This window comes from Ruegeria sp. AN11 (assembly GCF_056536005.1).
This window is the reverse complement of record NZ_JBQFJD010000001.1, coordinates 1,070,568-1,090,656: the sequence shown is the minus strand read 5'-3', so window position 1 is coordinate 1,090,656 and position 20,089 is coordinate 1,070,568. Positions and strand designations below refer to the sequence as shown.

The window sequence follows — 20,089 nt, the reverse complement described above, 5'->3', positions numbered from 1 at the left end:
GGGTATCGGTGAAATCCCCGGCACACAAGCGGGTTGCATATGCGGCATATGTGCCTAACGTGCGGCCCGTATCACATTATGGAGAGGCCATGTCCGTCGGACGCATCATCGAAACGCCCGAATGCGTTGCCGAAGGGGCAGGGTGGCTGGCAGAAACCTGTCCGCGCATGGCCTACGCGATGGACCAAACCGGGCCATTGCCCTTGCGTCGTCGCCCGGATGGATTTGCGCAGCTGCTCAGTGCGATTGTCAGCCAGCAAGTCAGCGTGGCCTCGGCCAATGCGATCTGGAAACGGCTGCAGGATGCCAAGCTCACTGGACCGCGCAAGATCATGTGGGCGACCGATGACGATCTGCGCGCCGTGGGGCTGAGCCGTCAGAAAATCCGATACGCCCGCGCGCTGGCCGAAGCACGTATTGATTACAGGGCATTGCGCGATGCTCCTAACGCGGATGTTGTGGCCACATTGACCGAAGTGCCAGGCATCGGCGTCTGGACCGCCGAGATCTACGCGATGTTCTCGTTGGGCCGCGCGGACGTGATCGCGCCTGGGGACCTGGCATTGCAGGAGGCTGCGCGAATTCTGTACGACCTGCCAAAACGCCCGACGGACAAGGAGTTGCGCCAAATGGCCGAAGCCTGGTCACCGTGGCGGTCGGTTGCGGCGCGGGTATTGTGGGCCTATTACCGGGTCGCGAAAGAACGAGAAGGGATCAGATGACACGGGTTTTGAATGCGCTCCGGAAAGAGCCGGTTTCGGGGGATACACGCTCGGTCGTGGTATTCGTGCACGGTTACGGCGCCAATGGGGCTGATTTGCTGGGCCTTGCCGACCCGCTGGGCGAACATCTGCCCGACACGCTGTTTGTGGCCCCGGATGCGCCGGAACAGATACCCGGAATGCCCAACGGGTTTCAGTGGTTTCCGATCCCGTGGATCGATGGCTCGTCCGAGGAAGAGGCGCGCCGGGGCATGGCGATGGCGGTTGAAGACTTCAACGCCTTTCTTGATGCTTTGATGGTGGATGAGGATCTGTTGCCGGAACAATTGGTTTTGTTCGGCTTTTCACAAGGCACCATGATGAGCCTGCACGTCGCCCCCCGGCGCGAAGACCCGGTGGCGGGTATCGTCGCCTTTTCGGGCCGGCTGCTGGAACCGGACATGCTGGTGGACGAAACTGTCAGCCGCATGCCGGTCCTGCTGGTGCATGGCGACGCCGATGACGTGGTGCCGCCGCAATCGCTACCCGAGGCCGCCGAAGCCCTGCAATCGGCGGGTTTCAAAGAGGTTTACGCCCATGTCATGAAGGGCACGGGCCACGGGATCGCTCCTGACGGGCTGAGCGTGGCGCTGGCCTTCATGCGCGACAAGCTCAGCCTGTAAGTCGTTCTTTGATCAACGATAAACAAGAAATGGATGCGATTTCACCGCCGCTTCCATTCAACAGAGATTCAAACCAAGAGCAGAGATCTGTCCGGCTTCTCGGATCATAGGCTCGCATTGCCCGGTGGTCGTATCCGCACCCGGATCGGCTATCTGGTCCAAGTCCACGGGTCAAAACCAGTATTTCGATCCCTCAAAATCCGGCCAATATCCCGAACGGCAAAGAAGTGATTTGGCAATTTTCATCCGATCCGGTTCAATGCCGGTGAAGGGGATTATCATGAAGAATTCTGAATCTTTCGAAAAGTTCTATTTCGCCAAAGTCGGTATGGGCGAAGCATGCGGCTGCGCCGAGCGGATTATCGATGTGTTCGAGTTCAACAGAACAGCCGGCGCGCATTCGAAGAAATCGGTAAAACAAGACCGGCGAAAACGCCGGTCCTTTCGGTCCTGGGCTGTCAAATACGGTTTTTTGAGCCGCAAGCGTCAGCTTTAGGAGCAGGACAAGCGCTTTAGAAATTCAGATATTGATGGGCGTCGCAGGTGACAAATGCCGAAAACGCGACGACGAACCCGGCCGCAATATCCGTCATTTTGCGCGGCCGTTTCTTTGGCTCCAACGACCATTCAGCCCATTTTTTATGGTCATCTTTGAGGTCAATATTGTCGCTACGCACCATGTTACCCCGGTTCAACTCTCACAGAATTACTGTTGTTTGTTTGGAAACAGTTTGTCCGGGAGAGGCTGAACGCACAAAAAACGCCTTGTTCACCTTGTGTTAACTTTTCCATGCGCTGCGCCAGTAGTGTGCTGTTCGCGTTATTGCCTGGTCTGACGAAACAATGGCGTGGGGTGTTGCCGGCACGATTGTTGATCGTTCAAGAAAGCCAGGAGAGCGCATCCTCAGTTGGTCCACACACCGATCCGTAACGCGCCGGGAAGATTAAAGGGAAATCATTTATCTGTTTTTGAAAATCAGAAATTACACTTCGATCCCTGTAGATATCTCCCAAAAGCAATATCTTATCGCAATCTGTGGTGCCCAAGGAGAGACTCGAACTCTCACGCCCGTGAAGGCGGGGGATTTTGAATCCCCTGCGTCTACCATTCCGCCACTTGGGCCACGAACACTGGATTATCGCCCAACGCGGGGAAGGTCCAGAGGCAAAAAACAACCAGTATCCGGATTGTTTGCCTTTGAACGGTTGACGCCCCGATGGGTGCATGGTTTGCCTTGCCGGGTGTGAGATTTGGACCTTAGTGTTTTATGTTGCGATCCCTTTATGACTGGACCATCCGTCTGGCCGAACATCCGCATGCTCTTTGGGCGCTGGCCATTGTGGCATTTGTGGAAAGCTCGTTCTTTCCGATCCCGCCGGATGTGCTGATGATTCCAATGATCCTGGCGCGGCCGTCGCGGGCATGGCTCATCGCGACCGTTGCCCTCGTGGCGTCGGTGCTGGGGGGGATGCTGGGATACGCGATCGGAGCCTTCTTCTATGAAAGCATCGGCCAACCGGTCCTTGAGGCGATGGGCAAAGGCCATGCCATGGAAGAGTTCAACGAGCGTTTCAACGATTTCGGATTCTGGGCTGTGCTGACCGCAGGTGTTACGCCATTCCCCTACAAGGTCATCACGATCATGTCCGGCTGGACCGGGATGCCCTTTGGGACGTTTGTTGCGACCTCAATTCTGGCACGGGCCTTGCGGTTCTTTGTTGTTGCAGGGCTTTTGTGGGGGTTCGGCGAACCGATACGCGATTTCATCGAAAAGCGCCTGGGCCTGATGTTTACCCTGTTCATCTTGCTGTTGTTCGGCGGATTTTTCGCGGTGAAGTACCTATGACCAACCGAAACAGATTAGTGCTGATTGCGGCCGCTGGGTCTGTCGCCTTGCTGTTGGGGGCATGGGGATTCCAGTACCTTGGCGGGTTGGCACCCTGCAAGATGTGCATTTGGCAGCGGTATCCGCACGCCGCCGCAGCGTTGATTGGTGCCGTGGCGCTTGCCTTGCCTCGGGTCACGGTTCTGCCGCTTCTGGGGGCTTTGGCCGCTGCGACCACGGCGGGTATCGGTGTGTATCACGCCGGCGTCGAGCAGAAGTGGTGGGAAGGTCCCAGCAGCTGCACGTCCAGCGACATTGGTGGGTTGTCGACGACCGAGTTGATGGATCAGATCATGAACGCGCCGCTGGTGCGCTGTGACGACATCCCGTGGGAAATGCTTGGCCTGTCCATGGCAGGATGGAATGCCGTATTGTCGGCCGGTTTGGTTCTGGTCTGGCTTGCAGCTTGGCGGGCCCGGTAAACGTCAGATCTGATCCAGTTCCGCATCCCAGTACAGGAAGTCGATCCAGCTGTCGTGCAGATGGTTGGGCGGGAACTTGCGCCCGATATTGCGCAGCGCCTCGGCATCGGGTTGGCGGGGTGGCTTGCGCAGAGACATGCCAGCTTGCCGCAGCGATTTTGACCCTTTTCGCAGGTTACATGGGCTGCATGCTGCCACCACGTTCTGCCAGCTGGTCACGCCGCCCGCCGCGCGCGGAACAACGTGGTCAAACGTCAGGTCGCCTCGGCTGCCGCAGTACTGGCAACAGAATTCATCCCGCAGAAATAAATTAAAGCGCGTGAAGGCCACGCGCTTTCTGGGTTTTACATAGTCTTTCAGAACAACGACCGAAGGTATTCGTATCTCGGTACTGGGACTGCGGACAACTTCGTCATATTCGGCCACGATGTCGACCCGATCGAGCCAGGCGGCCTTGATCGCCTCCTGCCATGGCCAAAGAGACAGAGGATAATAGGACAGGGGGCGATAATCAGCGTTCAGGACCAGTGCCGGATGACGCCTGAGTGCACCGGGTTCCCTGACAAATTCGGTCCTGAAGTCTCCGTCCATAACAGAATCGCTCCTCGCTCTGCACTGCCCGTTTTTTGACATCAGAGCGGGGAACACCCGCCCCGGCCTTAACTTAACTATATATCGTGTTAAAACTCTGACAAGCCCTGATTTTCCACAATATCTCGGGGATTGATTAATGCGAATCCGTAACAATCGCGTGACAGTTATCCACAGCTTGCGCTAGGTGGTTTCTGCGCGCTATGGCGTAGTTCATGTCCTGGTTCATTCGCTTCAATAAACCTTTCGATGTCCTGCCGCAGTTTACCGACAGGGCGAACGGAGATTCGCCGCGCAGCACGCTGTCCGACTACATCGATCTGCCCGGTGTCTATCCGGCCGGACGACTGGATCGGGACAGTGAGGGTTTGCTGCTGCTTACGGATCACGGAAAGCTGCAGGCGCAGATTTCCGACCCGAAACACAAGATGCCCAAGACCTACTGGGTTCAGGTCGAGGGTATTCCGGACGCTGCCGCGATGAAGGCGCTGCGCGAAGGGGTCGAACTGAATGATGGGTCAACCCGGCCCGCAAAGGCGCGGGTGATTGACGAACCGGAAAGTCTTTGGCCCAGGACGCCGCCAATCCGGGTGCGTCAGACGGTTCCTGATTGCTGGATCGAACTGACCCTGCGCGAAGGGCGCAATCGGCAGGTGCGCCGGATGACGGCAGCGGTCGGACATCCCACATTGCGTCTGGTTCGCGCCCGCATCGGGGATTGGACGCTGGAGGGATTGCAGCCGGGGCAATGGGAAAGCCTGCCCATGCCTGAGGTTTCCGCAGCACCGCAACGAAAGAGGGACCGCAGACCGCGACGGTGACAGAAGGCAGGGCCTGAGGTACACTGGGCTCATGAAAGTCACACCGGACATACCGCGCCCGTCGGCAGTTCTGGAGGCGGCGCTTTACGTCAATGATCTGGACGCGGCAGAGCGTTTTTACGGCGACATTCTGGCGTTGGAGAAAATCCAGCGCGTGGACAACCGGCACGTGTTCTTCCGCGTGGGCCGTTCCGTGTTGTTGTTGTTCAACGCCGAGGAAACGGAACAAGCACCGCGAAATCCTGACTTGCCGGTGCCGCCGCATGGCGCGCGCGGGCCCGGGCATGTGTGCCTTGCCATTTCGCGGGTCGAAATGGACGCAATGCGCAAGCATCTGCTCGATTGGAACGTACCCCTGGATGCCGAGTTTGATTGGCCAAACGGGGCCCGTTCGCTGTATGTGCGGGACCCGGCCGGCAATTCGGTCGAGTTTGCCGAACCGCATTTGTGGGGCTGAAAGGGACTGTCCTTGGATCGTCCGGGGGAAAGTTCGGGAAACACCGTCAGATATGCGGCTTTGCACGGGCTTGCGGGATGCGGGGGTTGACAAGCGATGTATTGGAATGAAACGTCGTAAGTGTTGGGAGATTTTTGAAATTCAGGTGCGTGAGCCCGTTTTGTCGACGGGGGAACTTGCTGTGTTGACAAGCTCTTAGGAGGGGTTGTTTACGGATCTTCCGACCACAATAAAGATTTGGGAGATCACGAAAATGAAAAACAACAGCAAACTGGGCCTTGGCGCGCTTGTAACCGCTGCGCTGATGGCGCCTGCTGCTTTTGCGGAGGAATTCATCACAATCGGCACCGGTGGCGTGACTGGCGTTTACTATCCGACCGGCGGTGCGATCTGCCGTCTGGTGAACAAGGGCCGCAAGGAACACGGGGTACGCTGCTCGGTCGAATCGACCGGCGGTTCGGTCTACAACATCAACACCATCCGCGAAGGTGAACTGGAGTTTGGTGTGGCCCAGTCCGACTGGCAGTACCATGCATATAACGGTTCCTCGAAATTTGAAGAGGCTGGCCCGTTCGAAGGCCTGCGCGCCGTATTCTCGGTTCACCCCGAGCCGTTCACCGTTGTTGCGCGGGCCGATTCCGGTATCACCAACTTCGAGGACCTGAAAGGCAAGCGCGTCAACATCGGTAACCCCGGTTCCGGTCAGCGCGGCACCATGGAAGTCCTGCTGGGCGAAATGGGCTGGACCACCGGCGATTTCGAGCTGGCAACCGAGCTGAAGGCAGCCGAACAGTCTGCTGCCCTGTGCGACAACCAGATTGACGCGATGGTCTACACTGTTGGTCACCCGTCGGGTTCGATCCAGGAAGCAACCACCGCTTGTGACTCAGTTCTGGTGAATGTCAGCGGCGATGCGGTCAACAAGCTGGTTGAAAACAACTCGTTCTATCGTACTGCTACAATCCCCGGCGGGATGTATCGTGGATCGGATGGCGACACCCAGACCTTTGGTGTGGGCGCGACATTCGTCACATCGGCTGACGTTTCGGAAGACGCTGTATATGCAGTTGTAAGCTCGGTCTTCGAGAATTTCGATGACTTCAAAAAGCTGCACCCCGCATTTGCCAACCTCAAGCCGGAAGAGATGATTGCGGACGGCCTGTCGGCTCCGCTGCATCCGGGTGCCGAGAAGTACTACAAAGAAAAAGGCTGGATTCAGTAATCCGTCCTAAACAATTTGACGAGGCGCTTTTCGGCGCCTCGTTTTTCAACCGGTGAAACACCGGAACAAAAAACCGCGCCGGAAACCGGCCGCTGAACGGGGAGAGATTTGATGAGCGCTGATCAGCAGGGCAATCGTCCGCTATCCGAAGAAGAACTTCAGGAATTGGTCGCATCTTCGGATGCAGGGGCCCGTGATCCAGCCGGAAACGTGGGCCTGTTTCTGGCAATTGTCGCCGCGATCTGGTCGATTTTTCAGGTGCTTCTGGCGTCACCGATCGCAAACTATGTTCTTCCCGGCAGCATTGTGAATAACGCACGGCAGTTCCATCTTGCTTTTGCGATGTTCCTGGCCTTCGCGGCCTATCCTGCGTTGAAATCCAGCCCCAGAAACTACATCCCGATCCAGGACTGGATCATGGGAATTCTGGGCGCGTTTGTCGCGCTTTACGGTTTCTTCTTCTACGACAAGATCGTCAATGCGGGCGGTCTGGCAGACGACACGGACAAATGGGTCGCTCTGGGTGGTCTATTGCTGCTGTTCGAGGCCGCGCGCCGCGCGCTTGGCCCGGCGATGGCGATCATTGCCACAATCTTTCTTGCCTATGTATTCTTCGGCTCTTCCGAATGGGTGCCCGAAGTAATCCGCTGGAAAGGCGCGAGCCTCAAGAAGGCGATGAGCCACATGTGGATCACGTCCGAAGGTGTCTTTGGCATCGCCCTTGGTGTTTCGACGAAATTCGTGTTCCTGTTCGTGCTGTTCGGTGCATTGCTGGATAAGGCCGGGGCAGGGAACTACTTTATCAAAATGGCCTTTGGCGCGCTTGGCCACCTGCGCGGTGGCCCGGCCAAGGCGGCCGTGGTGGGTTCGGCGGCGACCGGCCTGATTTCGGGCTCGTCCATCGCCAATGTCGTGACCACCGGAACATTCACTATCCCACTGATGAAGCGCGTCGGCTTTTCCAGCGAACAGGCCGGATCGGTCGAGGTCGCCAGTTCGGTCAATGGTCAGATCATGCCGCCCGTTATGGGGGCCGCAGCCTTCCTGATGGTGGAGTATGTGGGCATCTCTTACGTCGAGGTGATCACCCACGCGTTCCTGCCTGCCGCGATTTCCTACATCGCACTGGTATACATCGTCCATCTTGAGGCGGTGAAGCGGAACATGCCAACGCTGGGCGACCGCGACGTACATCTGGCGCGAACCGTAGTCGGGATGCTGTCCTTCTTCCTGATCTTTGCCGGGCTCTGCTATGGCTCGCAATTTCCGGTCGATGCCGTGACCAGCTGGGTGCCGACGCAAGCCGGGCTTATCCTCAGCCTGATTGTCTGCGCGATCTATGTTGGCCTTTTGTATCTGGCGGCGCAGGTTCCGGATCTGGAGCCTGATGATCCCAATGCCAAGGAAGTCACGCTGCCGGTCATTGGCGAGATTTACAAGGCAGGTCTGCATTACCTTCTGCCAATCATCGTTCTGGTCTATTTCCTGATGATCGAACAGAAGTCGCCCGGTCTGTCGGCTTTCTGGGCCACGGCACTGCTGTTTGTGATCCTTCTGACGCAGAAACCGCTCAAAGCGCTGTTCCGGGGACAAACCAACATGTCCGCGACATTCAAGGAAGGAGTTGCTGACCTGTGGCAGGGCCTTATCGACGGTGCGCGCAACATGATCGGTATCGCGCTGGCCACGGCCACTGCGGGTGTGATCGTGGGGACTGTGACGCTGACGGGTGTCGGACAGGTTATGGCTGACTTGGTCGAGTTCCTTTCGGGCGGCAACCTGATCCTGATGCTGGTGATGGTGGGGCTACTCAGCCTGATCCTGGGCATGGGCCTGCCAACCACGGCGAACTACATCGTCGTCAGCTCGCTGATGGCGGGTGTCGTGGTTGAACTGGGCGCTCAAAGCGGCCTGATCGTTCCGTTGATCGCCGTGCACCTGTTTGTGTTCTACTTCGGTATCATGGCCGACGTGACGCCGCCGGTTGGTCTGGCCAGCTTTGCGGCTGCCGCCGTGTCGGGGGGCGACGCAATCAAGACCGGATTCACCGCGTTCTTCTACAGTTTGCGCACCGTGGCTCTGCCGTTTGTGTTCATCTTCAACACAGATCTTCTGTTGATCGATGTGACTTGGGTCGAAGGCATCATCGTGGCCATATCCGCGACGATTGCGATTTTGGTCTTCACGGCTGGAACGATGGGATACTTCCTGACCCACAGCCGTATCTATGAGAGCGTCGCGCTGATCATTGTGGCCTTTGCGCTGTTCCGACCGGACTTCTTCATGGATCGCATTTCACCGCCATTTGAAACGGTCGAACCGTCGGCATTTGTCGAGGCAATGGGTGAAACACCTCCGGGCACCGAGGTTCGGATGGTCATCAGCGGGCCGGATTTCGACACCTTGCAGATGGTTGACACAACCATCGTCGTCCCGGTCGGCAGTGAAGAAGGCGGTGCCGCGCGTGTCGAGGCGATGGGCTTGCTGCTGATCGAAGAAGACGGGTTGGTCAAACTGGAAGAACCCCTGTTCGGCTCGCCAGTGGCGGATGATCTGGGCAATTTCGACTATTACGGGGACGAGGCCGTGCGCCTGTCCTCGGTCAGTCTGCCGTCCAGCCAGCCGCCGAAACAACTGGTCTTCATCCCGGCGATGATCCTGCTGGGTCTGATCGCCTTCCTGCAACGCGGCCGCGCCGCAAGACAAGAGGTGCCCGCATGACACGTTCCGTTCTTTGCGCTGTTGATATCAGCAACGGGGATTTGGATGTCCCGGTCCTGAAAAAAGCCGGGGCGCTGGCCGAGATGGAGGGCGCGCAACTGGATGTCGTGTCGATCGTTCCGGATTTTGGTGAAACCTGGGTGTCCGGCTTCTTTGAACCCGATCATCACGAAAAGGCGCTACAGGACGCCCATGCCAGACTGTCGGAATTGTGCGAGGCCACACTGGGCAAAGAACGCAACGAAAAAGTGCGTCACGTGGTGGCAACCGGAACAGCCTATCAGGAAATCCTGAAGACAGCAGAAAGCGCGGGCAGCGATCTGATCGTGATCGGCGCGCATAAGCCCGATCTCAAGGACTATCTGCTGGGGCCCAATGCCGCCCGCGTCGTGCGGCACGCGAACGTTTCAGTTTATGTCGTCCGCTAGGTCAGCGCTGCTTCAGTAGCCTGTCATCTCAAGGTACCCACGACCTTCGTGGGTGCCTTTTATTTTGATCGGGCCTTCCCAGTATTCGAACCGGGTGCCCATCCACGCTTTTGGTGTCAGGGCCGATACTTCGACATCCAGGTCACGATCCGGTAACGTGACACGCCACCGAACCGGAATACCGCGTTCTGCGACGATTGCGGTTTCCAGCGGCGTCATTGAAACAGACCCATTCGGCAGGCTGGTAGCCTCTCCGTCCGCGCCGATCCAAGTGGCCGAGGTGAAGTCTCCGCGCGCGCCGCGAAGACGGAACGCCATGAGCTTGTCGCCACCGTCAAAGCTGAGCGAGAACCAGTCCCAGCCGGTTTGGTCCGCAGCCAAAGGTTGCGATGACCATTCGCGATCCAGCCACCCCTGACCGGTGACTTCCACATCCCGGTCCGGCAAGTGCAGTGTGCCCCGGACCGTGTAGGCGGGCTGAGAATAGTAGTAGCTGGCCTGACCATCTGCGGATTTGACTGAATACCCATCCTCACCGTGAAAAACCAGCGGTCCATCGGCTGTCAGCGACAGGTCATATCCAAAGGTTTCGCCATTTGCTGTCAACGACAGGGTATTCAGGTCCGGACCACCCATTCGCCACTCGTCAATCCATGCCTCGAAGGGGTGCGAGGAAACCCCGGCCTGCCCGATACCGCCACGCGACAGGCGCTCGGCAAAATAGTGGGTATCGGGCGTTGTGACAGCGGCGTGTCCCATCCAGATCTGAGGGCTCTGCCAACCACCAGTTTCAACCGGTTTCAGCGCTGAGCGAAACAGGGTCCACTGTACACCGTAATCCAGTCCATCTTCACCGCGCAGATTTGCCGTCAGGTACCACCATTCGATGCGAAAGGACGGATGCGGGCCGTGATCCTGCGGAAAATTGAATTGGTAGCCGGGTTCAGGAACATCAAAGCCCTCGGCGGAGCCGCCCAACCCGGCATAGCCCTGTGCCAAAGCCGGACAGGGAAGCGCCAATAGCAACATGAAAAGCATGGTCCTAACGTTCATTGGCAAACACCTTCAGCAGGTCCGCCGGGGGCAGGCGCAGCAGTCGCAAGGCGGGCAGGGCTGCGGCGGCAAGCGCTGCGACAACGGTCAATCCAAACAAACCCAGCCATTCCCTTGGAAACAGGAACATTGGTAACTGCCAGCCAAAAGCCTGCACATTGATGACAGTCAGCAGAACCCAGGCCAGAACAAGGCCCAGCGGCAGCGCCAGGCAGGCCGTCAGGATGGCCAACAGCCCGCTGCGCAGCAACTCCAGCCGGGCCAGGTGCGCGCGGCTCAGCCCAAGTGCCCAGACCGGCGCGATCTGCGGCAGCCGTTGTGTCCACAATGTCAGAAGGCTGGTCAGGATGGCGAATCCGGCAACGCCGAGTGTCAGAATGTTCAGCGCCGAAGTCACAACAAATGTCTTCTCGAACACAGTTATGGATTGCGCCTTCATCGCTGCCTGTTGGACAACGCTTTCGCGTGGTAATTCGAAACGGTCTCGGATTGCCTGCGCCAGCTTGCCAGCGGCTTCCGGGGAAACGCGTACACCAAAACGCCGAGCCGGAGTATTGGGCGCGATTTCATTTAGCTGTTCCATCGACACGATGGCCTGACCCGTCGGATTGCCGTAGTCGGAATAGACACCAGCAACTTCCAGCATCCGACCGGGTGTCAGGGCCAACTGATCTCCGGGCCACAGATCGGAACGGCGGGCCAGTTGCTCGTTTATCAGAACAACCTCTCCGGCCATGACGCGATCCCAGACATCCTGCGACGAAGCGATCAGCGGCCAGTGCTTCCGGTATGTCGCGTGATCGATCACACCGTATAGGAACAAGGGACCAGTTTCATGGGGCAGTTCGACCCGACGGATCGGAAGAATGGCATCCACCTGTGGGGCGAGCCACTCGACGATTTCCTGGCTTTGTTCGTCATCTATGGCCGTGACGTACAATTCGGACGTCAGGCGCTGATCCAGCCAGCCAGTAAATGTCAGCCGAAAGCTGGACACCATCGTCCCGACACCGATATTCGCGGCCAACGCCAGCAGCAAAGCCATCAAGGCAAGTGAAAGGCCGGGAAGCTGCGCCCTCATGTCCGCCCAGACCCATTGCGCAACAGGACTGCGGGCCTTGCGCTCAAGGACATGAATGATCGCTGAAAGAAACGCAGGCAGCAGCAGGGCCGATCCGGTCAGGATACCAGCCAACAGGGCAAACCCGCCGATCAGCCCGGGGAAAACCAACAAGGCGAGGCAGCCCGCAACGATCAACCCGAGGCCGGTGAAGCCCGCAATCCGGCGTGAGCTTGTGACCTTGCCCCACGCCTGCAGGCCCGGACCCGCAAGAAGCGGCATTCGAGACAGTCGCCATAGCGCGTGTCCACTGGCCATCAGCGTACCGGCAACGGCCATGGCGATGCCTACAGCGGCCCATTGAGGCTGCAACGACAACTGTCCGCTGACAGGGGCGCCATACAAACCGCGCAAGGTGGCTGCCACGTCAGGAAGTAACGCACCTGCCAGAAAGAAGCCAAGCAAAAGGCCCAGCCCGCCGCCGACCAGAGCAAGCATGGTCAACTCTGCGAAGATCAGGCAAACCAATCGACGCATGGAGACGCCCAAGGCCCGCAAAGTCCGGATCATGCCGCGTCGCTGGGCAAAGGCCAGTCCAACCGTACCGTGAACGATGAACAGGCCCACGGCGAAAGACAGCAGGCCAAAGGCCGAAAGGTTGAGATGAAAGCTTTCGGTCAGTTGCGCAGTATCCAGCTGCGATGACGGGCTGATCCGTTCCAGTTCGGGTGCGAGTTCCGACAAAGGCGGGACCGTGCGGGGTTGAACGGGCAATATGACCAACCGGCTTATTTCACCCCGTCTGTTCATAAGGGTTTCGGCAACGCCGATGTCGGTCAGGATAACGTCCGGTGGCAGAGACGCGCTCGCGATCGCTTTGGGCAGTCCGGAGTGTTCAGCGATCACAGGTTCCAACACCGGCGAGATCAAAAGCACCCCCGGGGCTGTCAGCACGTCGACCGGTTCGGGCGGCTCGGCGCTTTGTTCTGCCTGCGTAATTGCGGGCAGGGCGGGGTAGGAGATCATGTCCACGCCCATCAGGCGCAGCGTTCGATCAGCGATGCGAAACGGCCCTTCCAGAACCGCTGCAACCTGCCACCCGGCCTTGCGCAGCGCGACATAGCGTTCGATGAGGATCGGGCCCGCTGGGTTTCTCAGAATGTCATACTGGCCAATTGCCAGTTGTGAATTGGCGCGATCATAACTGGCCCGCGCCTCGGCATTGATGGCCTGCACTGCTGACCAAAGACCGGTTGCCAGCGCAATTCCAATCAGCAGCGTTGCCAGTTGCAACAGATGCCTACGCCAGTGAGACCACAGCGCCTGAACGACCACAAAGGTCATGCGATGTGTCCGCCAGCAAGGTGGGCGTGCTGGTCCAGTCGCGCGGCAATGGCATGGGAATGGGTGACCAGCAGCAGTGCCGTTCCAGTATCTGCGACCAGTGACAGCATCAGATCCAGTACCGCCGCGCTGGCGGTCTCGTCCAGATTGCCCGTTGGCTCATCCGCCAGCAAAAGCTTGGGCCGAACGCCCAATGCGCGCCCTATGGCGACCCTTTGTTGCTGTCCGCCGGACAAGTTTTCCGGATAGCGGTGCACCAGATCGGTCAGCCCCAGCCTGTCGGCCAGATGCGCAATCCAGTCCGGGTCGTGGCGATTGGCCAGCCGGGCGTGAAAGGACAGGTTTTGCCCGACGGTCAGCGAAGGGATCAGGTTGAACTGCTGAAAAACCAGCGCGACACTGTCGCACCGCAAAGCGGCGCGTCCCGGATCGTCCAGTGCCGACAGCGCTGTGCCGTCCAGAGTTATTTCGCCGTTATCAAAACTGTCCAACGCGGCAGCGAGGTTCAGTAAGGTGCTTTTGCCGCTGCCGCTTTCCCCGGTCAGCGCCAATGTCTGGCCTGCATCAAGTGACAGAGAAACGCCATTCAGAACCGGGCGGCCACCCGCGTACGATTTCCTGACCTGATCAACTACAAGCAACATCCGGGCATCCTGACTGGTTCCTGTCACAATGTGCAACGGGACGCGCCAGTGTCCAGTGCGCATGCTTTCCCGGTTCCTTTCGCCGCAGGTGCGGCACTGGTCGATGGCCGGGGTTGTTCCCGGCCGGGCAAAAGTCCATGCTGTGCCAACGGTTTCACCCTTCGGCACGAGGCGCGAGCGGATGTCCTTATCCGACCAGATCATCTGGGGCAGCATCTATCTGGGCATATGCTTTCTGATCGAGATTGCTTTGCTGACATGGTGCACGCAGTTGATTGAAAAACTGACTGAAAAGTGGCAGGACACGCACCGCTTTTTCACTACTGCCGCGCCGATCAGCGTGGCGCTGGTGTTCATCGTTCTGATTCACACCCTTCAAGTCTGGCTTTGGGCCATTGTCTGGGTCTTTGGTGATGTCTTGCCCGACTGGAACTCGGCTCTCTACTTCTCGTTGGTGACGTTCACGACGCTTGGATACGGCGACATCGTTCTGGGTGAAGAACTGCGTATCTTCGGGGCATTCGCATCCGTGACCGGCCTTTTGGCGTTTGGCTTGTCCACCGCTTTCATGGTCGCGTTGATGACTCGGGTGTTTCAGGAGGAGTTGTTGTTAAAGGATAGGGGCGAATAGACGCGCCAGAGGAGCTCCAAAGCGGATATGTGCCGGTTGTTGTTGCAGGGTGCGGGTCAGTTCGTAACTTTTCTCAAAGTCTGTGCGCAGCATACTTGCAGCAGCTTCAGCGGCCCGGGCGTCGAAGAACAAGGCCATCGCTTCGAAATTCAGGCGGAAGGACCGATTGTCCAGATTGGTCGTTCCCACCGCTGCCAAAGTATCATCAACCACGAAAACCTTCTGGTGCATGAACCCGTCGGCATATCGAAAAACACGAACACCGCAGTCACGGATTTCGTCGAAATAGGCAAAGGCTGCAAGCCAGGGCAGGCGATGGTCGATCATGTCAGGGACCAGAATCCGCACGTCCACACCGCGCAGGGCGGCGTGTTGAAGGGCCGTCATGATGTCAATGTCCGGGACGAAATACGGCGAGGCGATCCATAACCTCTCTTTCGCTTCGGCGATGGCGGCAAAGAACATCATCGCGCCGGTCTCGGTCTCGTCCCCCGGGCCGGTGGCAACCAGCAGGGCGTTCATGTCCTGATCGGATTCACTGCCGGCCCAATCCAGATGGTCGATCAGGTCCTCTTCATGGGCCCAGTGCCAGTCTTCGGTAAAGATCAGTTGCAACTGGCGAACGATGTGACCGGTAATCCGGACATGCGTATCGCGCCAATGGCCAAAATGCGCGTTCTGACCCAGATATTCCACGCCGACATTATGCCCGCCTATAAACCCGGTCTCGCCATCAATGATCACAGTTTTGCGGTGGTTTCGGTAGTTCAGCTGAAACCGAAACTTCGGACCACGGCGCTCCTTGGGGTTTGCAACATCAATTCCCGCTTGCTGCAGCGATTCAAGATATGCGGTGGGCAAGCCATAGCTACCCACGGAATCGGTCAGGAAGCGTACGTGCACCCCACGTTCCGCCGCCGCAACCAGCCGATCCTTTAATTGCTGGCCCAACGTGTCATCACGTACGATGTAGAACTGGATCAGGACATAATTCTTGGCGGCATCGATTGCCTCAAAAATTGCGTCAAAGGTCGCCTGACCGTCGATCAGCAACGACGCGCCATTGCCACGGGACACCGGCAGATGCGCCAAGGCTTCGAAGGGGCGCGGATTGATCTGCATGCTTTCTCTGTCCGGCTTTGAGAAGTCTGCAAAGGTCTTGATGCCTTCGACAACCCGTTCACTTTCCTTTCGGGCAATGCGGTATCCGCGAAATCGGTGATGACCCAGAAACAGGTACATTGGCACTGCGAGCATGGGGGTTGCGATCAGAAAAACCACCCAGCCGACCGCACCTTGTGGCGTGCGGGCCGTCTGTGCAGCCCGTATCGAGAACACCACAGCGGTGACGTAGAGAAATATCAGAAACGCGGAAACAAGCAGTGTCCACATGAGGTTGAAAGCTCCGAACCTGTTCAGTTCGCCCCAGTGTAGATGCGCGACCAGTCTTGCGCCATATCAACAATGACCCATCCCATCCCGGGCCCTTTGTCCAGACCGTCGGCCAGTTTCCCAATCGGGCTTTCGCGGTCATATGCCCATTCGCGTTTGTCATCCGTGTGATGTATCAGGATGCCCAGTCGTGGTCCTTCGCCCGACGTCGTCCACTCCATCATGGCGAAATCTCCGTCCGAGTTTCCTCCTGCCAAAATCGGGCGTTTGCCGATTGTGCGTTCGATGTTGATTGGCTTGCCTTCCTTGTCGTCGATAAAGGCGATGCCCGGTGCCTTGACCAGAACTGGTGAGCCATCGACCGTTTCATAGCTGGTATTGCCGTATGTGCCGAGGACCTGCCAGGGCGGAATGCCATAGGCGCTTTCGGCAAAAACACGCATGAAATGAAGGCCGCCGCCGGAAACGATGTATGTCTTGAACCCTTCATCACGCAGGTAGCGCAGCAGCTCGATCATGGGTTGATAGGTCATCTGATCATAGCGGAGATCAGTTTGCGGATGGCGAGACTCGTCGAGCCATTGTGCGACCGTGTCCTGAAACTCGGCGACGGTCATGCCCGAATGCGAGGCGTTGACGACTTCGATCAAAGCATCATGTCCACCTTCCAGGACAGCCGCCAGATCTCCTTGCGCTGCTGCTTTCAGGATGGGTGTTGTTAGGATTGAGGGATCCTGTTCGGCCTTTTCGGCCAGACGGTCCATAGCGAAAATAAACTGAAAATACACAGGTTGCTCGGCCCAAAGGGTGCCATCATTGTCGAAAACAGCAATCCGGTCGGCAGGAGTGACATATGCTGGCCCGGACGGATCCGTTACCGATTCTACAAATGAAATAATCTGATCGCGGGTCTCGGTGTCTTGCCAGCTTGGCAGGGGATCAGCACTGCCGGTGACAGGAAAGGTCAAGGCAAAGACGATGGCAGACAATCGCAGCATTACACAACACTCCGTTCAAAATGACCGGGGCCACCCTTGCAGGCGGCCCCGAGTTGTTTGCAGTTTTAGTTGCTGGTTGGCGTTGACAGTTTATCCATCACCTGATCCAGGCTGAAGCTGGCAGCTTTCTGCCGCGGCGGGAATTCCTGGAACGTGCTCAGGAATTGCCCGACATATTGCTGGGCAGGCACTAGGAAATAGACCCGGTCGATCATCCAGTCGTAATATGTGTTGGACGTGCGATAGCCACGCTCGTACGGATCGCGGCGCAGATTCACGATGATCGGGACGCGCAGCGGGGTGAAGGGTTCCATCCAGGCGCGCAGGGTTGCCCATGCTTTCTGCTCGAGAAAGATCAGCTTCCAGTCATCGAACCGCAAAGCCGAAAGGTCGCCGTCATCGGTGAAATAGAACACCTCCCGGCGCGGACTTTCAGCGGTTTCACCTGTCAACAGCGGAAGAATATTGTAGCCATCCAGATGCACCTTGTAATCGCGACCCATCGCGGGCGAGGAATAGCCGGCCATCAGCTTTTCCTTGATCTCCGGATCACCGGCGACAGCAAGGTATGTCGGCAGCCAGTCCATGTGGTGCACGATCTCATTGGTCACAGAACCCGGCTCGATCTTGCCGGGCCAGCGCACCATTGATGGTACGCGCCATCCGCCTTCCCAGTTGGTGTTCTTTTCGCCCCAGAACGGGGTCGACGCCGCATCAGGCCAGGTGTTGTAATGCGGGCCATTGTCGGTGGAATAGTGGACGATTGTATTGTCGGCGATGCCGAGTTCGTCCAGCAGGTCCAGCAACTGACCGACCTGGATGTCATGTTCGATCATGCCGGCTGTATATTCATCGGCCACGCCGCCCATGATCTCATTTGCCTGATTGCGCATTTCCTCTTTTACATGGGTGCGGAAATGCATGCGGGTGCCGTTCCACCAGACATAGAAGGGTGTTCCATCCTGATTGGCCTTGCGAATGAACTCTATGGCAGCCTCGAGCGTTTCCTCATCCACCGTTTCCATGCGCTTTTTCGTCAGCGGACCAGTGTCTTCAATCGGACCTCCTGCGGTCGAGCGGATAACACCGCGCGGGCCATAAGCCTCGCGGAAGGTGCGCCCGTCGGGCAAAACCGCGTCTCCGGGATAGTCTTCATGTTCGGGCTCTTCCTCGGCGTTCAGGTGATAGAGATTCCCAAAAAACTTATCAAAACCGTGGTTTGTGGGAAGGTGCTCATCCCGGTCGCCAAGGTGGTTCTTGCCGAACTGGCCGGTGACGTACCCGTGGTCCTTCAGCAAACCCGCAATTGTCGGGTCTTCGACCTGCATCCCTTCTTTTGCGCCAGGCAGGCCAACCTTGGACAGGCCGGTGCGAAAAACCGATTGACCCATAATGTAAGATGACCGGCCTGCGGTGCAGGACTGTTCACCGTAGTAGTCGGTAAAAATCATACCCTCATTGGCAACGCGGTCGATATTGGGTGTCCTGTAACCCATCAAACCCATCGTATAGGCCGAGATATTGGATTGACCGATATCGTCACCCCATATCACAAGGATATTGGGCTTTTCATTCTGTGCCCATGCCGGAATTGCAAGGCACGCGGCAAATGTGGCCGCAGCTAGCCTACGTAATAGTGGGGTTGGTCTGAGTTCTTCTGATGACATCTTACGCTCCTGAAATGGCGGGTCGGAACCCGGTCGTTTCGAAATTGAGGTCTCAGCCGGAAAACTGCTGAAACATCATTTGTAAGGCGCTGATTCTCGTATTGAATTCTTTTTCTGAGAGAGCCTCGGGAAATGATTGAATAACTGTACCTGCGAAGGCAGAACTATCACATAGGAAGATTAAAATATACTAATTTCAGGTTAAACTTAGCGGAGGGGTGACCGGACCAAGTTAACTACTTTTCGTCGGACCCATCTTCACCCAATTGCCCGTCCAGTGACATCAGAATTGCAACCGGTCGCAATGCGGGAATATGGCTGAAAACGATCAAAATGCAGACGGTCAGCGGTACACTCAGGAATGCTCCGATCAGGCCCCAAACAGTTGTCCAGAAGGTCAGGGCCAGTATGACCAGAAACGTGGACATATTAAGCGATCTTCCCAGCAGGGCAGGGTCCAGGAAGTTGCCAATCAGAAACTGGATGGTGCCGCAGCCAAAAACGATGATCAGAAACGGGCCGATGGTTTCATACTGAACCAGTGCAATCATGGCCGGGAAGACAACGGCGATGATGGATCCGATCGAGGGAATGAAATTCAGCGCAAATGTCAAAACAGCCCAGGTTTCAGCGTATTCAAGGCCAAGAAGCCGGAACACCGCATAACTGATGCCGGCGGTAATCAGGCTGATAAAGGTTTTGACACCGACATAGCGTTGAAGACTGTCGGTAATTGCGTCCAGAATTGCGGCGAACTCGGCCCCGGCCAACGGGTTGCCTGCGGCCAGTTGGATCTTTTTGCGAAAAGCAAGTCGTTCGGCCATCAGAAAGGCGACGTATAGGCTGATGAGAAAGAAGTGATTGAGCAGAGAGGTGGCGCTGCCCAGCAGAATCCGGGCCACATAAGTCATGTCCAGGCTGACCAGATTGTCCCGTATGAATTTCGTGACATCGTTGCCGACCAACCCTGTGACGCGCTCTACCGCGCCGTCGAACTGACTTTCGTATGTGGTGACAGAACGGGCGAACTGCGTGGCTTGGCTGCCCACAATGTACATGATCATGAACAGACCTGCCAAAACCACGGTCACACCGGCAATGTTGGCCAGCCAGACCGGTGCGCGGGTAACGGCTATCACCCGGTCGCTGAGGGCAATGATCAGAACGTTTATCAGCAACGCCATGGTCAGCGGAATCAGGAATGCGGAACCGGCATATAGGCCAACCACGATCAGAGTGATGACAATCACAATGTCTCGCAGAACCGACAGCCTGAGCATGGGGCGGTCACTCGATTCTTGGGCTTTCAGATCCATGGAACGAACAGTTTCCGGTACATTTGTTAAGGGTCACGGTCCGATTCTGCAC

19 protein-coding genes and 1 tRNA gene are annotated in these 20,089 nt (G+C 57.4%); 11 read left to right on the top strand and 9 right to left on the bottom strand.

Features of this window, described 5'->3' with window-relative positions:
- The first annotated feature begins 89 nt into the window (after positions 1–89).
- The 3 genes from ACR3EQ_RS05365 (at position 90) to ACR3EQ_RS05355 (ending at position 1,880) form a co-directional block, all read left to right on the top strand.
- Positions 90–722, top strand: a complete 633-nt coding sequence (locus tag ACR3EQ_RS05365) for a DNA-3-methyladenine glycosylase family protein (RefSeq protein WP_170614949.1) — start codon at positions 90–92, stop codon at positions 720–722.
- On the top strand, positions 719–1,384 hold the full coding sequence (locus ACR3EQ_RS05360) for an alpha/beta fold hydrolase (protein ID WP_170614950.1): 666 nt from the start codon (positions 719–721) through the stop codon (positions 1,382–1,384). The genes ACR3EQ_RS05365 and ACR3EQ_RS05360 overlap by 4 nt, the downstream gene beginning before the upstream one ends.
- A 280-nt stretch (positions 1,385–1,664) precedes the next feature.
- Positions 1,665–1,880, top strand: coding sequence for a hypothetical protein (locus tag ACR3EQ_RS05355; protein ID WP_170614951.1), 216 nt, complete (start codon positions 1,665–1,667; stop codon positions 1,878–1,880).
- Positions 1,881–2,421: 541 nt separating this feature from the next.
- On the opposite strand, the gene ACR3EQ_RS05350 is transcribed toward ACR3EQ_RS05355, so the two are convergent.
- Positions 2,422–2,507, bottom strand: a tRNA-Leu gene (locus ACR3EQ_RS05350).
- 145 nt (positions 2,508–2,652) lie between these two features.
- Between ACR3EQ_RS05350 and ACR3EQ_RS05345 the strand changes: the two genes are divergently transcribed.
- Together ACR3EQ_RS05345 and ACR3EQ_RS05340 are read left to right on the top strand one after the other, a co-directional pair.
- Positions 2,653–3,231 carry a YqaA family protein gene (locus ACR3EQ_RS05345; RefSeq protein WP_170614953.1) on the top strand — a complete coding sequence of 193 codons (579 nt, stop codon included), beginning with the start codon at positions 2,653–2,655 and terminating at the stop codon, positions 3,229–3,231.
- A complete protein-coding gene (locus ACR3EQ_RS05340; protein ID WP_170614954.1) occupies positions 3,228–3,692 on the top strand; it encodes a disulfide bond formation protein B in 465 nt (154 codons plus the stop codon). Before ACR3EQ_RS05345 ends, ACR3EQ_RS05340 begins: the two co-directional genes overlap by 4 nt.
- Positions 3,693–3,695: 3 nt before the next feature.
- On the opposite strand, the gene ACR3EQ_RS05335 is transcribed toward ACR3EQ_RS05340, so the two are convergent.
- Positions 3,696–4,283 (bottom strand): HNH endonuclease, encoded by a 588-nt coding sequence (locus tag ACR3EQ_RS05335; protein ID WP_170614955.1) that lies wholly within the window; start codon positions 4,281–4,283, stop codon positions 3,696–3,698.
- 215 nt (positions 4,284–4,498) lie between these two features.
- On the opposite strand from ACR3EQ_RS05335, the gene ACR3EQ_RS05330 reads away from it, so the two are divergent.
- The 5 genes from ACR3EQ_RS05330 to ACR3EQ_RS05310 all read left to right on the top strand — a co-directional run bounded on the left by ACR3EQ_RS05330 (position 4,499) and on the right by ACR3EQ_RS05310 (position 9,932).
- The gene (locus ACR3EQ_RS05330; protein WP_170614956.1) at positions 4,499–5,104 is read left to right on the top strand and encodes an rRNA large subunit pseudouridine synthase E; all 606 of its coding nucleotides are present in this window, start codon (positions 4,499–4,501) and stop codon (positions 5,102–5,104) included.
- A gap of 31 nt (positions 5,105–5,135) precedes the next feature.
- A complete protein-coding gene (locus ACR3EQ_RS05325; RefSeq protein ID WP_170614957.1) occupies positions 5,136–5,561 on the top strand; it encodes a VOC family protein in 426 nt (141 codons plus the stop codon).
- A 253-nt stretch (positions 5,562–5,814) separates the two neighbouring features.
- Positions 5,815–6,783 (top strand): TAXI family TRAP transporter solute-binding subunit, encoded by a 969-nt coding sequence (locus ACR3EQ_RS05320; protein WP_170614958.1) that lies wholly within the window; start codon positions 5,815–5,817, stop codon positions 6,781–6,783.
- 111 nt (positions 6,784–6,894) lie between these two features.
- Positions 6,895–9,504 (top strand): TRAP transporter permease, encoded by a 2,610-nt coding sequence (locus ACR3EQ_RS05315; protein ID WP_480490015.1) that lies wholly within the window; start codon positions 6,895–6,897, stop codon positions 9,502–9,504.
- Entirely contained in the window at positions 9,501–9,932 is a 432-nt protein-coding gene (locus tag ACR3EQ_RS05310) for a universal stress protein (protein WP_170614960.1), read from the top strand. The genes ACR3EQ_RS05315 and ACR3EQ_RS05310 overlap by 4 nt, the downstream gene beginning before the upstream one ends.
- Positions 9,933–9,944: 12 nt before the next feature.
- Here the strand turns inward: ACR3EQ_RS05310 and ACR3EQ_RS05305 are convergent, their stop codons facing one another.
- The 3 genes from ACR3EQ_RS05305 to ACR3EQ_RS05295 are packed head-to-tail and all read right to left on the bottom strand — an operon-like array spanning position 9,945 to position 14,033.
- The gene (locus ACR3EQ_RS05305; protein WP_170614961.1) at positions 9,945–10,985 is read right to left on the bottom strand and encodes a lipocalin-like domain-containing protein; all 1,041 of its coding nucleotides are present in this window, start codon (positions 10,983–10,985) and stop codon (positions 9,945–9,947) included.
- Complete coding sequence (locus ACR3EQ_RS05300) at positions 10,975–13,389, bottom strand: ABC transporter permease (protein ID WP_480490013.1); 2,415 nt, start codon at positions 13,387–13,389, stop codon at positions 10,975–10,977. Before ACR3EQ_RS05300 ends, ACR3EQ_RS05305 begins: the two co-directional genes overlap by 11 nt.
- Positions 13,386–14,033: an ABC transporter ATP-binding protein gene (locus tag ACR3EQ_RS05295; protein WP_170614963.1), complete on the bottom strand. Its 648-nt coding sequence runs from the start codon at positions 14,031–14,033 to the stop codon at positions 13,386–13,388. The genes ACR3EQ_RS05300 and ACR3EQ_RS05295 overlap by 4 nt, the downstream gene beginning before the upstream one ends.
- Positions 14,034–14,214: 181 nt before the next feature.
- Here ACR3EQ_RS05295 and ACR3EQ_RS05290 point away from each other — a divergent pair, with 181 nt between their 5' ends.
- Complete coding sequence (locus ACR3EQ_RS05290) at positions 14,215–14,664, top strand: ion channel (protein ID WP_170614964.1); 450 nt, start codon at positions 14,215–14,217, stop codon at positions 14,662–14,664.
- Here the strand turns inward: ACR3EQ_RS05290 and cls are convergent.
- The 4 genes from cls to ACR3EQ_RS05270 all read right to left on the bottom strand — a co-directional run bounded on the left by cls (position 14,644) and on the right by ACR3EQ_RS05270 (position 20,037).
- Positions 14,644–16,056, bottom strand: coding sequence for a cardiolipin synthase (gene cls, locus ACR3EQ_RS05285; protein WP_170614965.1), 1,413 nt, complete (start codon positions 16,054–16,056; stop codon positions 14,644–14,646). The genes ACR3EQ_RS05290 and cls overlap by 21 nt on opposite strands.
- A gap of 23 nt (positions 16,057–16,079) precedes the next feature.
- Positions 16,080–17,054, bottom strand: coding sequence for an HAD family hydrolase (locus ACR3EQ_RS05280; RefSeq protein WP_170614966.1), 975 nt, complete (start codon positions 17,052–17,054; stop codon positions 16,080–16,082).
- Positions 17,055–17,119: 65 nt separating this feature from the next.
- Complete coding sequence (locus ACR3EQ_RS05275) at positions 17,120–18,721, bottom strand: arylsulfatase (protein ID WP_321252850.1); 1,602 nt, start codon at positions 18,719–18,721, stop codon at positions 17,120–17,122.
- 236 nt (positions 18,722–18,957) lie between these two features.
- Entirely contained in the window at positions 18,958–20,037 is a 1,080-nt protein-coding gene (locus ACR3EQ_RS05270; protein WP_170614967.1) for an AI-2E family transporter, read from the bottom strand.
- Positions 20,038–20,089: the final 52 nt, after the last annotated feature.